Source organism: Candidatus Thorarchaeota archaeon (assembly GCA_013388835.1).
GTDB lineage: Archaea > Asgardarchaeota > Thorarchaeia > Thorarchaeales > Thorarchaeaceae > JACAEL01.
Window position 1 is genome coordinate 1 of the sequence record JACAEL010000069.1, and the last position, 14,134, is coordinate 14,134.

18 protein-coding genes are annotated in these 14,134 nt (G+C 52.9%); 10 read left to right on the forward strand and 8 right to left on the reverse strand.

The window, feature by feature from the left end; genetic code table 11:
• On the forward strand, positions 1-318 hold a 318-nt coding region (locus tag HXY34_11220), incomplete at its 5' end, for a hypothetical protein (GenBank protein ID NWF96700.1).
• On the opposite strand, the gene HXY34_11225 is transcribed toward HXY34_11220, so the two are convergent.
• Positions 311-1,249 carry a hypothetical protein gene (locus tag HXY34_11225; GenBank protein NWF96701.1) on the reverse strand — a complete coding sequence of 313 codons (939 nt, stop codon included), beginning with the start codon at positions 1,247-1,249 and terminating at the stop codon, positions 311-313. The two genes, HXY34_11220 and HXY34_11225, sit on opposite strands and share 8 nt — an antisense overlap.
• Before the next feature lie 154 nt (positions 1,250-1,403).
• Here HXY34_11225 and HXY34_11230 point away from each other — a divergent pair, with 154 nt between their 5' ends.
• The gene (locus HXY34_11230) at positions 1,404-1,775 is read left to right on the forward strand and encodes a hypothetical protein (protein ID NWF96702.1); all 372 of its coding nucleotides are present in this window, start codon (positions 1,404-1,406) and stop codon (positions 1,773-1,775) included.
• Between the two features lie 4 nt (positions 1,776-1,779).
• Here HXY34_11230 and HXY34_11235 read toward each other — a convergent pair whose 3' ends face one another.
• A complete protein-coding gene (locus tag HXY34_11235) occupies positions 1,780-2,679 on the reverse strand; it encodes a hypothetical protein (protein NWF96703.1) in 900 nt (299 codons plus the stop codon).
• 71 nt (positions 2,680-2,750) lie between these two features.
• On the opposite strand from HXY34_11235, the gene HXY34_11240 reads away from it, so the two are divergent.
• Both HXY34_11240 and HXY34_11245 read left to right on the forward strand, forming a co-directional pair.
• A complete protein-coding gene (locus HXY34_11240; protein NWF96704.1) occupies positions 2,751-3,503 on the forward strand; it encodes a TatD family hydrolase in 753 nt (250 codons plus the stop codon).
• Positions 3,504-3,580: 77 nt separating this feature from the next.
• Positions 3,581-4,348: a PAC2 family protein gene (locus HXY34_11245; GenBank protein NWF96705.1), complete on the forward strand. Its 768-nt coding sequence runs from the start codon at positions 3,581-3,583 to the stop codon at positions 4,346-4,348.
• Positions 4,349-4,364: 16 nt separating this feature from the next.
• Here HXY34_11245 and HXY34_11250 read toward each other — a convergent pair whose 3' ends face one another.
• Both HXY34_11250 and HXY34_11255 read right to left on the reverse strand, forming a co-directional pair.
• Positions 4,365-4,571, reverse strand: a complete 207-nt coding sequence (locus HXY34_11250) for a hypothetical protein (GenBank protein NWF96706.1) — start codon at positions 4,569-4,571, stop codon at positions 4,365-4,367.
• 15 nt (positions 4,572-4,586) lie between these two features.
• Complete coding sequence (locus HXY34_11255) at positions 4,587-4,991, reverse strand: hypothetical protein (protein ID NWF96707.1); 405 nt, start codon at positions 4,989-4,991, stop codon at positions 4,587-4,589.
• Between the two features lie 261 nt (positions 4,992-5,252).
• On the opposite strand from HXY34_11255, the gene HXY34_11260 reads away from it, so the two are divergent.
• Positions 5,253-5,975: a hypothetical protein gene (locus tag HXY34_11260; protein ID NWF96708.1), complete on the forward strand. Its 723-nt coding sequence runs from the start codon at positions 5,253-5,255 to the stop codon at positions 5,973-5,975.
• Positions 5,976-6,044: 69 nt separating this feature from the next.
• On the opposite strand, the gene HXY34_11265 is transcribed toward HXY34_11260, so the two are convergent.
• A complete protein-coding gene (locus tag HXY34_11265) occupies positions 6,045-6,701 on the reverse strand; it encodes a hypothetical protein (GenBank protein ID NWF96709.1) in 657 nt (218 codons plus the stop codon).
• A 104-nt stretch (positions 6,702-6,805) separates the two neighbouring features.
• Between HXY34_11265 and HXY34_11270 the strand changes: the two genes are divergently transcribed.
• On the forward strand, positions 6,806-7,501 hold the full coding sequence (locus HXY34_11270) for a hypothetical protein (GenBank protein ID NWF96710.1): 696 nt from the start codon (positions 6,806-6,808) through the stop codon (positions 7,499-7,501).
• 4 nt (positions 7,502-7,505) lie between these two features.
• Positions 7,506-7,844 carry a hypothetical protein gene (locus tag HXY34_11275; protein NWF96711.1) on the forward strand — a complete coding sequence of 113 codons (339 nt, stop codon included), beginning with the start codon at positions 7,506-7,508 and terminating at the stop codon, positions 7,842-7,844.
• 298 nt (positions 7,845-8,142) lie between these two features.
• On the opposite strand, the gene HXY34_11280 is transcribed toward HXY34_11275, so the two are convergent.
• Positions 8,143-8,574 (reverse strand): hypothetical protein, encoded by a 432-nt coding sequence (locus HXY34_11280; GenBank protein NWF96712.1) that lies wholly within the window; start codon positions 8,572-8,574, stop codon positions 8,143-8,145.
• Between the two features lie 161 nt (positions 8,575-8,735).
• On the opposite strand from HXY34_11280, the gene HXY34_11285 reads away from it, so the two are divergent.
• Positions 8,736-10,331, forward strand: a complete 1,596-nt coding sequence (locus HXY34_11285) for a hypothetical protein (protein ID NWF96713.1) — start codon at positions 8,736-8,738, stop codon at positions 10,329-10,331.
• A 237-nt stretch (positions 10,332-10,568) separates the two neighbouring features.
• Positions 10,569-11,519, forward strand: coding sequence for a hypothetical protein (locus HXY34_11290; GenBank protein NWF96714.1), 951 nt, complete (start codon positions 10,569-10,571; stop codon positions 11,517-11,519).
• A gap of 67 nt (positions 11,520-11,586) precedes the next feature.
• Here HXY34_11290 and HXY34_11295 read toward each other — a convergent pair whose 3' ends face one another.
• Positions 11,587-12,918: a GTPase gene (locus HXY34_11295; protein ID NWF96715.1), complete on the reverse strand. Its 1,332-nt coding sequence runs from the start codon at positions 12,916-12,918 to the stop codon at positions 11,587-11,589.
• A 231-nt stretch (positions 12,919-13,149) separates the two neighbouring features.
• On the opposite strand from HXY34_11295, the gene HXY34_11300 reads away from it, so the two are divergent.
• Positions 13,150-13,701, forward strand: coding sequence for a hypothetical protein (locus HXY34_11300; GenBank protein ID NWF96716.1), 552 nt, complete (start codon positions 13,150-13,152; stop codon positions 13,699-13,701).
• Between the two features lie 3 nt (positions 13,702-13,704).
• Here the strand turns inward: HXY34_11300 and HXY34_11305 are convergent, their stop codons facing one another.
• A complete protein-coding gene (locus HXY34_11305; GenBank protein NWF96717.1) occupies positions 13,705-14,085 on the reverse strand; it encodes a hypothetical protein in 381 nt (126 codons plus the stop codon).
• Between the last annotated feature and the right edge of the window lie 49 nt (positions 14,086-14,134).

The following is a 14,134-nucleotide window of genomic DNA, read 5'->3' on the forward strand; positions in this document are numbered from 1 at the left end:
CTATTCAAGTGGCGGCTTAACAAGTCCCGCCTGATGGGGTTCTTGACCATCCAGCACGAGATTCTGAGCACCATTGTCACCGAGTACACTGATAGACCCGGCACGGAGTTGGTCTACTCAACCTGCTCGCTTCTTCCCCACGAGGGTGAGTCGCAGATTGACTCTCTCCTGAAGGAGAGTAACATTGAACTTCTTGATCCCGCCGTCGGTGGTCAGCACGGATACCCCGGTTTCCTGTGTTCTGAGAGGGTGAGGCGGTTATTTCCGCACATCCATGGGACAAGCGGCTTTTTCATCGCGCGCTTCCGAATCAGGTAGAAGATATCCTTCTGTGGACCGACTCCATCACTCTTCGCGCAAACTCCCTGTCGTCCTTGAAGGACCACGGAATTCTGAGAAACTTGGTCTTTGCCTCTTCGATGGCCCCAATATCCCTGCTAACAAACGCCTTGAAGACCAGTCTGGTCCACTGAAAACAGGGATCCTCGTTGAATCGTTCTCTCTGCCCGGATGATGCTGCCATCTCAGCCAAGTACTCAATTCCCTCCTTTGGCCTGCCCATCATGAGTTCTGCAAGTGCAGCCATGCAGGAGAAGACAATGGCATTGTTGATGACCCCGGACTTGATATAGGTCTCAGCACTCTCCTTGTATTCCTGGAGCTTTTTCGCATAGAGCTGGCGGCCATCAATAGTAATGAGATCCTTATCCTCCTGTTTCTCAGCTTTTTTCAGCTGTGCCCCGCCAAGGACAGCGGCCTTCAATTCGGACTGCATGTCTCTCATCGCATCCCCCTTGGCCGACTCCCTTGCAGTTGCTATGAGGTCTTGGCCTGCCTTTATCAATGCACGTTTGATTGACGGGTCTGATAGCGATGGGTCCTTTCTGCGCTGACCCTCCTCATAGACCTGCCGGGCATACTTGAACATCTCATAGCCATTGTCAGTCAGATTCATGCTGTTTGCAAAGACAATCCCTTTGATGCAGGCGATTATTGTATTGTCGAGCTCTCCCAAGTTCTCGAACTGCGTTGCTGCCTCAACAAGCCAGAGAAGCGCGTCGGTGCTCTTCGCCTCAAGGAGCTTCTGTGCGTTTGACAGTGAACTGTACGCGTCGATGCATATCACGTAGAGACCTGCTTGTGTGCATTTGGCCTTGACTTCCCCTCTAGGTATCTTCTGATTACGCAGCGCACACGAGTGGCTGGCGCCTGCAGTACGAAGCCATGAACAGCTCTCCGACTCTGTCAATAGGTGTACACACGTCCTTCGCGTGATTATGGGCAGTGTGAACTCACACTTCGAGCCTAAAAACGTCACCCATCTATATCGACACACTTAACAACAGTCGCGAGAGGTCCTTAGCACCGAGGGATGAGCCCTGAACGATGACGACGAGTTGGCCATGATACGAAGAAAGAAGATGGCACAGCTTGTTCAGCGAGAGAAACAACTGCAGGCCGAGAGAGAACACAAGGCGAAGGTCTCGGCTGAGCGGTCAAAACTACTCAAGCGCTACCTTGCTCCAGATGCCGTGGCATACTTGGAGTCGCTGAAGACCAGAGACCCTCCGGTTGGCAACAAGGTGGAAGAGGTACTACTGTATCTCATCGTCTATCGTGGCGTACGCGAGACAATCGGCCAGACCGACGTGATGTACATCGAGCGACTTGCAAGAGGCGAGGAGCCGAAGATACGCGTACACAGGGATGGTGAAACCTCAGACTTCGGTGCATACGTTCGAGAGGCCATCAAAGGGGAGATGCCAAAGGACTAGAGTCTCAGGACAACGCCTGAGCACGGCTCTTCCAGTCTCGGATAGTGTACCGAAGCTCGTCGATACTCCCTTCGCTCACCTTCCACTGGTTGGCGGTCTTTCTCATCTGAAAGACAAGTGCGCCTGCCCTCGGCAGTCGCTGCTCAATTATGTCCACTGCAGCCGCTATGGCCTTTGCCACACTCTCGTGTCCATCAGTCCTTGAAACAACGGACTCCAGCTCATCGAACAGTTTCGCGATAGGGGTTGTCTGCCACTGATCCACTGGCACTTCCACTTCTCGATACTTCTTCGCAGGTATGACCATGTTCCCATCCCTCAACTCCACTTCCCCTGCGCTCTGAAGCTCGTCGATGATGGACAGCGCAGCGGTAGTGTCTGACACTAGGACGGCAGCTACCTCCTCCACCTTCACTCGTCGCTTCTGCAAGACCATGTTCAACACTCTGTACTTTGGATCTCCCACTTCCAATACAGTCTTGCGCAGCACCTCTAAGGCACCTTCCTCGTTGTTGAGAACTGCTGTTGCAGCCTCCGAGAGAGCCCTCACATCCTCCTTGGCAGCCTTGGCCGTTCGCTGAGCCACCTCAAGTTCTTCTCTCATCGAGTGTTGTTCTCCACCGGGGGCTCTCTTCGAGGCCAGCTGAATCTGGTCCATCTTCATGCCTCTGACTTCCTTACCCACCTGGGTCAGGGCGCTCTTTGTCCGCTCGAGTTCTCCCCTGAGCATCATGATTTCCGCGTCCTTCTCACCGATGACGGACTGAAGTCGCTGTACCTCCTCTCCAAGCTGAGCGGCTCTCTTCTGGGCCCCGGCAAGCTGCGCTTGGAGCGCGTCAACAGTCTGGCTCAGAGCGGCGACCTGTCGAGTCCTCTCCCTAAGGCGTTCAGATTCGTCAGACATTTCAACCGAGATGTCCCCGATGCATGGAGTAAAAAGGAATTCGTATGCGTCACTGTGGAGGCACAACGTAATTGGAGCTGATAGACGCCCACACTCATTTGGACCTAGGTCATTTTCAGTCAGATATCGACACAGTCATAGCACGTGCCAAGTCCGCTGGTGTCGTTGGAATCGTGAACTGTTCGACCGGTCCCAAATCAATCCACAACACGCGCCTGCTGATGCAAGCCCATCCCAACTACATATTCCACAGCTCGGGCTGTTCAGTTTCACAGCTCACCAGAGAAGACGCGTTACGTATTGCTGACCTCACTAGGCAATATGCATCGGAAGTCGTGGCAGTCGGCGAAGTGGGACTCGACTACCACTGGATAAAGGACCCCGCACAGAGGAAGGCACAAGAACCACTCTTCATCCAGTTCATGGACTTGGCCATGGAACTCCATAAGCCTCTTGTCATCCACTCCAGAAAGGCAGAGGCGGAGGCCATAGCACTCGTGGATCAGCACTACGAAGGGGACGTGCTCATGCATTGCTACGATGGGACTCCTGAAGCAACAGCTGCCTTGAAGGACCGCGGATGGAGTGTCACACTTCCTGCGAACTTCGACAAGTATCGCAATCGCATACATGCAGCACAGATACTTCCTCTCGAGTCCATAATGCTTGAGACCGATGGACCGTATCTGTCGCCGACCACAGGCAGAAATGAGCCGTCAAACGTGAGGCATGGCTGTCTCTCACTTGCACGACTGCTTGGGCTGCCGGTTGAAGACGTCGCTGCAGCCACAACAAGCAATGCAAAGCGGTTCTATTCACTATAGCACCATGACCGATACCTCCAAATGCACTGTCTGCCCTAACACAACGGGCAAACATGTACACAAGACGCTATGCTACCTTGTCAGCCGATTCGCTAAAGGACCCTGTTGGCATTGTTGGTCTGCCGGGCATTGCAAACGTGGGCAGAATTGCTGTCGAGAGTCTAATCGAGATGCTTGACGCACAGGTGGTCTTGGAGTTCTTCAGTGATGACTTTCCTCCCCGTGTAGCTGTGAAGAATGGAATATCTCAGTTCCCGCGGTCTTCCGTCAGTGTGTACAGGGCTGCTCCTGATGAGCCCCATGACCTTGTCATGCTCTCAGCTGACTATCAGCCGTCGAGCAGTCAGGGAGTGTTTGCCTACGCCGACTTTGTCTCAAGGGAGTTCCAGTCATATGGAGTGAGACACATCTATGCTCTCGCTGCCTACGAGCAGGAATACCGAGACTTCTTCTCAAGCTATCCGCGAAGTCCAAGAGTCTTCATCTCTGCAAGTTCGGACCAACTGCTGCAGAGACTGTCAGGGATACAGGATGCCGTGGTGACTCTGGACGGTGTGATAAACGGCGCCAATGGCTTCATCCCTTCATGGGCTGCAACGATGTATGACATGGATGGGGCGTGTCTCCTTGGAGAAACATTGGGAGTGATCAAGGCGGACTATCGAGCCGCAAGGGCGGTCCTACAGGTGCTTTCGGACCATCTAGGCGTCAGCCTCGACCTTGAACAGCTTGACGAGCCTGTTGGCCATGTCGTAGAGTTCATCGAATGGGCAAAGAGCGAACTAGACCAGCGGAGTGAACGCGCTCCAGATGAGGAACACCCCTCTGACAGATACATCGGCTGACGGATACATCGACCGACTACTCTACAACGTCCGGGTGGAGGATGTCCGTTATCAAGGCTTGGCTATCCAAGTTGATGTAGAAGTGATGATCTTTGTGTTTCACCTTCACCATTAGTGGGAATCTCTTGGCCTTTGCAGTGATGCCAGGCGGGACCTTGAGCACCGTTCTGTTGCCACATACAGGACAGTTGGCGTATCTCTCGAACGTGCTCACAGTGACCATCTCATCTCTCAGACGCTAGCTGTGCACCTTGGTATCTGTACTTAACCATATCTGAGCCTTGCACTCGTCCGGCTTCGTGAGCACTTCCGTAAATACTCTGACGATAGCATCGGGTTCAAGACCGGCGGCGGACTCTCTGTCGGCTGCGACTATCCTGAGATTCTCATAGACACCTGACTCCACAAGGAATCGTAGCTCTCTCCCACCATACTGAGCCCCCAAGACAAAGAACTTTGCAAAGTCTTGGAACTCACCCTTAGGACCTCTCAGACTCGCCTTTACAAACAGGGCGCTCCCGGTGTCCAACAGTGGTTGCAGGAGGTATGCCCGGATGACCCGGTTGCCGACCTTTCTCCTGACGTCCATGAACTCCTCTGCAGTCCCGTCTTCCCTGCTCAGTCTCCACGTACTCTCGCTCAAGGTGTTCTCGAAGCATGCTCGGAGAGACCCAATATAGGCGTTGCTAATCCATAATGGCTTCCCGCAAGGGACTGAAACACTGGAAACAATCAGGACTCGAGAGGACCTCGACGAGCGGCAAGAGGTGCTGCTTGCATGATTGCGATCTCATTGTGCAGCTCTGCTGAGCCTTCTTAGAGAGTCTGAACGTGTGCGGGCAAGTTTTATCTGTAGGTATACAGATTTGATTCCAGCCGAGAGAGTGAAAGGAGTCCATCCAACTTGCAGACCGTTGACATGATTGTTCGTGAGGTTCACATGGGCCTGTGGTTCCTAGTAGTCGGATACTACTTCTTCCTGTTCATCTTCCTCCTGTTCTTCAGATGGCGCAACTCAAGGAACCCGTTCCAGCTGGCAATGGCGCTCTTTTTCCTGCTGCTTGCCGTCGGAAGGGTGTTCTACTTCATCGGCGACTTCTTTGCGGACCCCAAATCAATGCCCACCAATCCTCCCGGGCTCACTCCATTTCTCAATCCCTCATCTTTGGAGGGGGTTCTTGGCCAATGGCTCGGCATCGGTGGCTTCTTTGAATGGATGGCACTGGCAGTCCTGTCAGCAACTGCGGGCTTCATGATTTTCGGCAAGCGCTGGGCGGAAATTGGATTCATGATTCCAGCAGCCGGCTTTGCTGTCGCGCTTGCAGTGCTTCCCTATTCACTAGTGAGCTACTATGCAGGTCTCGCAGGCGTACTATATGCCCTCTTCTTGCCAGCCCTGTTCTGGTACTTGTCATGGCAGTCGGGCGGGCTGTTGCGGATTTCGAACTTCCTTCTAGGACTAGGGTTTCTAGTCCTGTTCACTGGTCGCGTGTTGCACGCAGGCAGGTTCATCCTCGATACTCTGGGGATCATCACCTATTCGGTATCGGGTGTACTGGCACCAGGTCTTATCGTCATAGGGCTGATTCTGATTGCCACAGGCAATGAGTGGGGTCAGAGTCAGTAGCGTGCTCTTCTACTCGCAGCACGACACTTGCAGATGCGAACGGACAGATGAGAGACTGCACAGGACTACCTACAAACCAATCTCCTTCCAGGTAATCATCCTCATGTCCTCTAGGTCCTGCATGGCCTTCTGGACCTCCTTGATCGGCTTTCCCAGTTGATCGGCAATGGCTCTCGTAGTGAGTGTTCCTTTGCACATCTGCGCAACGTCATATGCTTCCTGACTCAGCTGTCCGAGTCTGACAAGCATCGGCGAGACCTTGCCTTTCAATACCGGAACAACTATGCGTTTCTCAGATGCCTTGCCATTCTTGGTGATTTCATCCGCTGTGGCCTTGAAGGACTCGAAAGGCTCCAGATTGCCATCCCAGTTGGCGAGCACCTTCTGAAATGCCTTTACGAAGGCAGCGTTGACGTCCCCTAGCACAGCCATAGCGGCATTGGTGTCGTCAATCTTGTCAACGATTGCCGCGACAATCACATTCTCTCTCAGAGAGAGGCAGATGTCAAACGCACCGAAATCGATGACGTGTACGCGGTTTCCTGAACTGAGTTCTCGACCGAACTGAATGAGTGCTGTGAGAAATCCACTGATCAAGTTCGGGTCCATGTCTGCTTGACCGTATTTCCGGTCGAGCACACAGAGACCGCTATCGGCTATTAGAACGTACAGCGCCTGAATCAAGGGGTCCAATCTCCTTCTCTTGGAGCCGATTGCAGTACTCATCGATGCTTTATATCACTTTACGTGGCCTATTGTCGTGTGTCCTAGCGACACCCGCCCAACCATCTTTTTATCTCCGAGCAATTCCCCCACACATGGTGAAGTGATTGGACACAGCTAAGGATGCGAGAGTCTTGGTCTTGGAGGACGCACTCAGACGTCTCGGGGAAATCATATCCAACAGGAAGCTCAAGCTCCATCTAGAGTACAGTCGACTAAGTCAGCTCATCCAGACTGCGAGTACTGCCCTCTATGAGGTGAAGTATTCCTATGTGGACCCTATGCAGCTGGCCGCCAGCGAGGGCACAAAGAAGATTGTCGATTGCGTGTCTGAGATTGGTGTCATGATGCACTCCGCAATAGCCTCGGTCGGCTTCAAACCAAAGACAACCAAGGAGCAGCTCGTTGTTGCAGAACTCAACTATGCGCTTCGCACAGTGGAAGGATTTCAGAGGCGTCTGAAGTCGGGGTCTGACGAGGCCGGACTTGCCGTAGACATTCTGGCTGTCGAGGTGAGCCAGACTAGACCTGTTGCTGGTGCATCGAAACTGACCCACTGTAGATGTTCCGATGGCAAGAGAGCGTGGAACATAGTGACCAACATTGCTGGCATCCGTGTGGGGAGCAAGCTGCCATGCGCAGTTCTTCCGCCTGTTGAGATGATGGACACGGTCAGCGAGGCGATGTTTCTCGGCGGTGACCCTCTTCCGGAGGGGACTCCACTAGGACCTATCGTTGCACCGTCCAGACAAATGCTGGACCAAGCCAGAGCCCAGACACTGAGAATTATCGAGAGGCTTTAACAAGATGGACCTTAGAGAAGTACAGCATAGACTGGATGCATTTGATAGAGAGAGAGGATGGGACCGATTCCCGGCCTCACAGGTTTTCGCACATCTCATCGAGGAGTTGGGAGAGATCTCTCGTCACATAACCGTCGAGGAGGGATACAAGGTGGTCGGACTGGGGCACAGAGGTGTTGACAGAAACGAGCTCTGTCATGAGTTCGCCCAAGTCTTCTCCCTCTTCACACAGCTTGCAAATCACTTCTCAGTCGACTTGGAGTCTTGCGTGTCCGCTGAGCTGGAGATTATGCGAGAGAGGTTTCCAGCAGAGGAGTGGAGGCGGGAGATGGACCGTCGCTAGATCTTGTGTAGACTGAACACAGACCGACTGTCACATCAGTCATGAATACGCGGGGCCTCGTTCTGATGGTCGCATTCACCAAGCTGCCCATTGACTTGACATCAGGAGCAGCCACTACCTCAAGAACATCAGACTCCACCATGGTGGGCCCGTTTCCGAAACGATTGTCACATCAAGTGTCTCTTTCACGTCTTGATCGGTGCCTAGTGTGACCGAGGAACTGATGAGTGCAATGAACACCTGTAAGGAGTTTCCAAGTAGTCGGACATGGGGCGCGGCCGCAGCCGCGCACTGAGGACTACTTGAGTTTGCGCTGTGCTTCGAGCGCTTTCTTGGCCATCTCTTCTAGGTCCTTGGTGGCAGCAAGCAGACCAAGTGCCTTGTTGTGAACGACCTTGATCTGTTTCTCCTTAGCCCACTGCGCAAGCCCCGTGACAAGCGGCCCAAGCGCAGTCTTTGCCGCCTCGACGGTGCCAACGGCCTTTCCGAGGAGTTCGATTGCCTGCTTGGGGTTCATTCCTGCTTCGGCGACCCTGAGCCACACGAGCGAGTGTATCATGTACAGCGCATCCAGCATGAGGGTTGGGGACTTCGGGTTTTCCTGCACCTTCTTGATGAGCCGCTCTTGGCGACCCTCAAAGACTTCTTTGAATAACGCGAAAGCCTTCTTGTTGTTGCCTTCTCCTAGTTCTTGGATGCCCTTCTGAAGCTTCTCGTCCGTCTCTGACAAAGCTGGTGACTCCTTTTTGGCGGAACTTGTCTTGAACGGACAGCTCGCCAGCACTATTATGGCTTTCGACTAGAAATACATCCTCGAAATGCCCTCGGAACGTTTATTATTCCGATGACGGCCCTCTCTGAACCCGGACTATTTCAACAGGAGGTCTTCGAATGGTCAAGACCACGTTCACATTTGAGGAACTGAAGCGAACCAATCACCGTGAGATAAAGGAACTGCAAGACAGGAAGTTCCGTGCGTTCATAAGATATCAGGTCTGGCCGAATCATCCGTACTATCGTCGTCTGTTCAAGGAGAACAATATAGACCCCTTCAATCTGACCTGCATCGAAGACTGGGCCAAGTACAAGATTCCGCTGGTCCGCAAGAAGGACTACAAGGACAGTCTTGCGCAGTTCGTACTGAATCCATCCCAAGTCGATGGAGCTGCAAGACCCCCTGCTGAAATAGTCAAAACATGGATGAAGTACACCAAGGAGTCCGGGAAGCATGATACTTACAGCTTCATCCGGAACAACGGAGCCCGGGTGAAGCTCCACATCGGTTCTGCAGCGGCACAAGAACGTATCAAGGCTAGACTTACCCATGACTATGCTCCGCTCCAGTTCTGGCTCAGCTCAGGACGGGCCTCTGGTCTGCCGTCCCCCGTCTTTCTCACACGATATGACAATGAGTTGCTCTACAAGAACTGCGTGAAGGTAGGTCAGATGGCAATCGACCCCTGGGTCGGCACCGGGTGGGAGCTTGTTAGCATGAACCTCTTTCCGTATGCACCCCATCTCGGATGGCATGCTGTCAACTTGGGCCTCGGTCAGATGTCGAAGTTCTACGTTGCTACCAGTGCGGGAGGAGCAATACCCAGCGAGAAGCTTGTTGACCTAGCTAGGGTCTTCAAGGTGAACGGTTTCGCGGGTATGCCGTCCTACCTGCGCAATCGATTCTTCCGTGCGTTGAAGGAAGCAAAGGACTACACCGCGCCGGAGAAGGTTGTCGTGCTCCTCGCCGGTGAGAAGATCTACGACGCAGTCGCACAAGACATGGTGCAGACCCTTACCGAAAAGGGTGCAAAAGAGGTGCGAGTCATAGGCGGCTATGCATCTTCAGAGAGCAAGGTGTCATTTGCGGTTCAGTGCGACTATCGTGGCCCATACCACAACGTGAGCCCCCTCGTACTGTCCTTTGAGTTCATCAAGGTGAACAAGGACGGCACCTATGACTTTGTGGGAGAGGATGAGCCGGGACATGTGACACTGTTCCATCTTGATGGCACTGGCACCGTATTCGAGGGCTTCCTTCTGGGTGACATCGCTTCTCGCCATGAGAACGGGAAGTGTCCTGTCTGCGGGCTTGATGGCCCATTCTTCTGGGACATCGGCCGCCAGAACGACTCGGAGGCTCAGATTGAGGTCATGGGACTCACAGAGAAGAAGATCAAGGGTGCGACCGTCAATCTGACCGCCCTGAGAGAGGACCTTCTTCGTCTAAGCGAGATCGAAGAGTTACAGGTCGAGATAGCAAAGGAAGACATGTCAGACCCATATAGCATGGACATACTCAACCTCTATGTGGCTCCCCGCGGACCCGTAAACGCAGACTATACTTCCCTGACCCATGAGATAGTGCGAATCACCAAGAATGCCACTGAGGTCACACCGAGGGTCTTCATGATTGCCTTCGAGGAACTCATGGAGAAGGCGGGGGGGCTCAAGTTCATGGAGATTGTTGATGCCCGTCCCAGACCGGCCTAGTCTACTGGCTGCGGTCACTCACCGACCATGAGAGTCACGGACTCTGCGGAAGTCATGTCTGGAGTCTGCATAGCGGTCGTCGCGCCGCATAGTCCGTACATGTATGGCACACGAGTCGATTGCTTGTACCAGTTCCAGCCCTGAAACGATAGGTCGAAACCACTTATGCAATATAGAGTCAGAGTCATGCAATAGGTTATAAGATTCGGGCATGAAGTACGACTGAGGTGGTTGTTCATGGCGGTCGAGTTCGATTCTTCAGCCCCTGAAGCAACAAGCGCAGACCAGTTCAAACTGTCTGCAGTTCAGGTAGTCACAAAGACCATAGATGTATGGGCAAAGAAACCAGTACATTACATAGTGCTCTACGGAATTGGCAGTTTCGTTAGTGCCATTGTCAGTGTCCTCTTGCTGTACATTGTTGCGGGCAACGACTTCTTGTCCGTTTTCCAATTGCAGGCGTCCTCTGACATCACTACTACCATCGCGAACCTCTTCGCGCAGGTGCCTGCCACTCTAGCCATAGCCGTTTCTCTACTGGCCCTCGCACTAATCAGCACACTGTTGTCCGCTCTGTTTGCTGGAAGCACCATGAGGTACACCCTCAGTAGATATGCCGGGAACAACGAGGAAACGATTGCATCCAGCATCTCGTTTGGAGTGAACCGCATTGTGAAACTATTCGGGGTTCAGCTCTTGCTGATTCTCATCGCCGGGGTCATAATGATTCCCGGACAGGTGTACACGTACGCGGTCATGGAAAGCATTCCATTGGATCCGTATCTTATCACTCCAGAGCAGGCCATGAGCGTTCTCACTGCATCTTTGTTCATGCTTTTGCTGCTACTTATTAACCTCTACTTGAACATCCGGTTCTCAGTCGCTCTTCCGGTTGCTGTGGTTGAGGACTGTTCCATCGTCGGCTGTGTCAAACGTGCATGGAGTCTGAGCAGCGGTCAGTTCTGGCATATCTTCGGGCCACTGCTTTTGCTAGGAATTGGCACGGGTATTATAGGAGCCGGCTTGCTGGCTGGCTTTGCCTATCCAATCATGGTCAGTCCATTGTTTGTCATTGCAAGAGTAGTGGCAGTCCAAGCAATAGTTGGCTCGCTCAACGCCGTGTTCTTGCTTGTGCTCTATAAGGACCTCGAAGTCCGAAAAGCAGAAGTCGCACAGTTGCAGTGGTAGTTTTGGAAAGAGAATGCCGGACCGGGGTTTGCAGCCCCGGTCCGACTGACAGATGCTTGTTTGTGGTTCACTTCAAGCCGCGTTGTTGGACAAACTCGAGCAGTACGTCGTGAAGGTCTGGCTTGCCAATCTCTTGGAGGTCATATCTGACTCTAGTACTCGGTTTGTTGATTCTTATCACCTTGGTCAGATCGATTGGCGTACCAATTACCACCGCGTCAACGTCAGCCTTACTGATTGTCTTTTCAAGCTCGAGCATCTGTTCCCGTCCGTAGCCCATTGCAGGCAAGACGTTCTCCAGGTGAGAGTATTTCTCGAACGTCTTCTTGATACTGCCGACTGCAAAAGGCCTTGGGTCAACAATGGTAGCTCCAGCCTTCTTAGCCGCAATGAATCCAGCCCCATACTTCATGTCCCCATGAGTCACGGTCGGGCCATCCTCGACAACAAGCACTCGCTTGCCTCTTATGAGGGCCATGTTGTCCACGCGCACGGGAGATGCTGCGTCAATTATGACAGCATTGGGGTTCACTTCCTGTACGTTTCGTCGGACGAATTCCACATCCTGGTAGTCCGCAGTCTCCACTTTGTTGATGATGACCACATGAGCCATCCGTAGGTTTGTCTCACCGGGGTAGTATGAGACCTCGTGTCCAGGTCTGTGTGGGTCGACCACAACTATGTGAAGGTCAGGCTTATAGAATGGGAAGTCGTTATTGCCGCCATCCCATGTGATCACATCCGCTTCTTGTTCCGCCATCTCAAGAATCCGGCCGTAGTCGACTCCCGCATACAATACCACGCCCATACCAATCATGGGTTCATACTCCTCCCGTTCCTCTATCGTACACCTGTACTTGTCCATGTCCCCCATACTGCCGTACCTCTGTGCTATCTGGGTTGTCAGGTCAGGGTCATATGGCATGGGATGGCGGATGTTGACGGGCTTGAGTCCCATGTCGACTAGTATCTGATTGACTCTCCTCGAGGTCTGACTCTTTCCACAACCCGTTCTGACTGCTGTGACCGCGATCACTGGCTTCTTGCTCTTCAGTATCGTGGTACGAGGACCCATCAGTCTCATGTCCGGGCCAAGCGATGTCACCCATGCGATCTTGTGTCCCACGGTCATGTGCGGCAGGTCAGAGTAGGCGAGGATGCACTGCTCAACATCGTATTGCTTGATCAGTTCGGGCAGCTTCGCCTCTGGATATATCTTGATTCCATCCGGATATAGTCTGCCCGAGAGCTCGGGCGGGTAGACCCTGTCTCCAATCCCGGGTATCTGTTCAGCAGTGAAAGCTACCACTTCGTAGCCCTCATTCTCTCTGAAGTACACATTGAAGTTGTGGAAGTCTCTTCCGGCGGCTCCCATTATTATGACTCGTTGTCTCGTCATGCGGAATCACTCCACTGGTCCGTTGTCGAGCCTGACTGGCCCTGCAGCGCAGATAAGTAATTGTCGGTGCGAAGTTTCTCTAAATCGTCGCATTGGTACATTGATGATATTCTCCTTTTCATGAATGACCTCTCGCAAAATCGCACCATAACACAAAGACTTAAGTTCGACCCAAGCTGCGAATTAGAACACCCCTCCACTGTGCGCTATATTGGTTCATGAGGTGCAGTTGTGAAACTAGTAGAGCTTGCCCAGGAGTCCCTGCGATTGTTGAAGGAGAGTGGAGCGGAGGGCCTACGCAGCGATGATTTGGCAAGGATGCTGATGACTCCTAAGAGGAGGGTATACGACGTTGTGGCGGTGCTCAGAGCCCTCGGTCTAGTGACTACCCGGAGACGTTTCAACGGTACGACAATCACTTGGGTCGATCGTTCTAAGGAGTTCGTTCCCAGGGCCGAACACGAACGGCTCAAGAACGAGGTTCAGGCCCTGGACGCAGACAGAAAGGCTCTGCAGATTCAGGTTGTCGAACTGAAGGAGGAGCTGAGACAGGCCAGAGCCAGAGTGGCATACGAAGCAAGACCTGTCCAGTCTGTCACGAGAACCGAGTTTAGCACAACACAACTTCGTGTACGATGTCATACGCCCGGCGGTTTCAAGAGAGTGACCAACTCAGGGATGGAGGTCCTGCTTGAGACCAGTGAGCCCGGTATGTCCGTAGACCCATCTGTCACACAGTGGAACGAGAACGAAGAACTCCTTCGTGTTCTTCAACGAGTCTGACACTCAGCCCTGTCGAAGCACGGCTCGAGCTCCTCTCCTAACTGTCCTGAGTCCTTCAAGGACAGAGTCCGCCGAGATGATACGCCCTATGACATTCACAGGTGAGAATGTTGTCATCTCGTCAAGGTAGATACACAAACAGTCTCCGAGGGGCATATACGCGACTTGTCCTCTCTTGACCTGCCTCGTAGCCTTGATGTTGCCCTTGTTAATGCCGACTGTGACCCTCATTTCACCTCTCAGAAGAGCTGCCTTGCCCTCAATTGGCAGTCGGCTTTTCAACTCCTCCACTATGCTTGGCGCATGGACACGGTCCAGCACAGCCTGTACCATGGTACTATCGTCGAATACGACGTCTATCCTGAGTTCGCTCTCGGCGGCCATTACAGAGGTACTGAGAAGATGTCCCTAATAACAACTGCCTTCATTCATT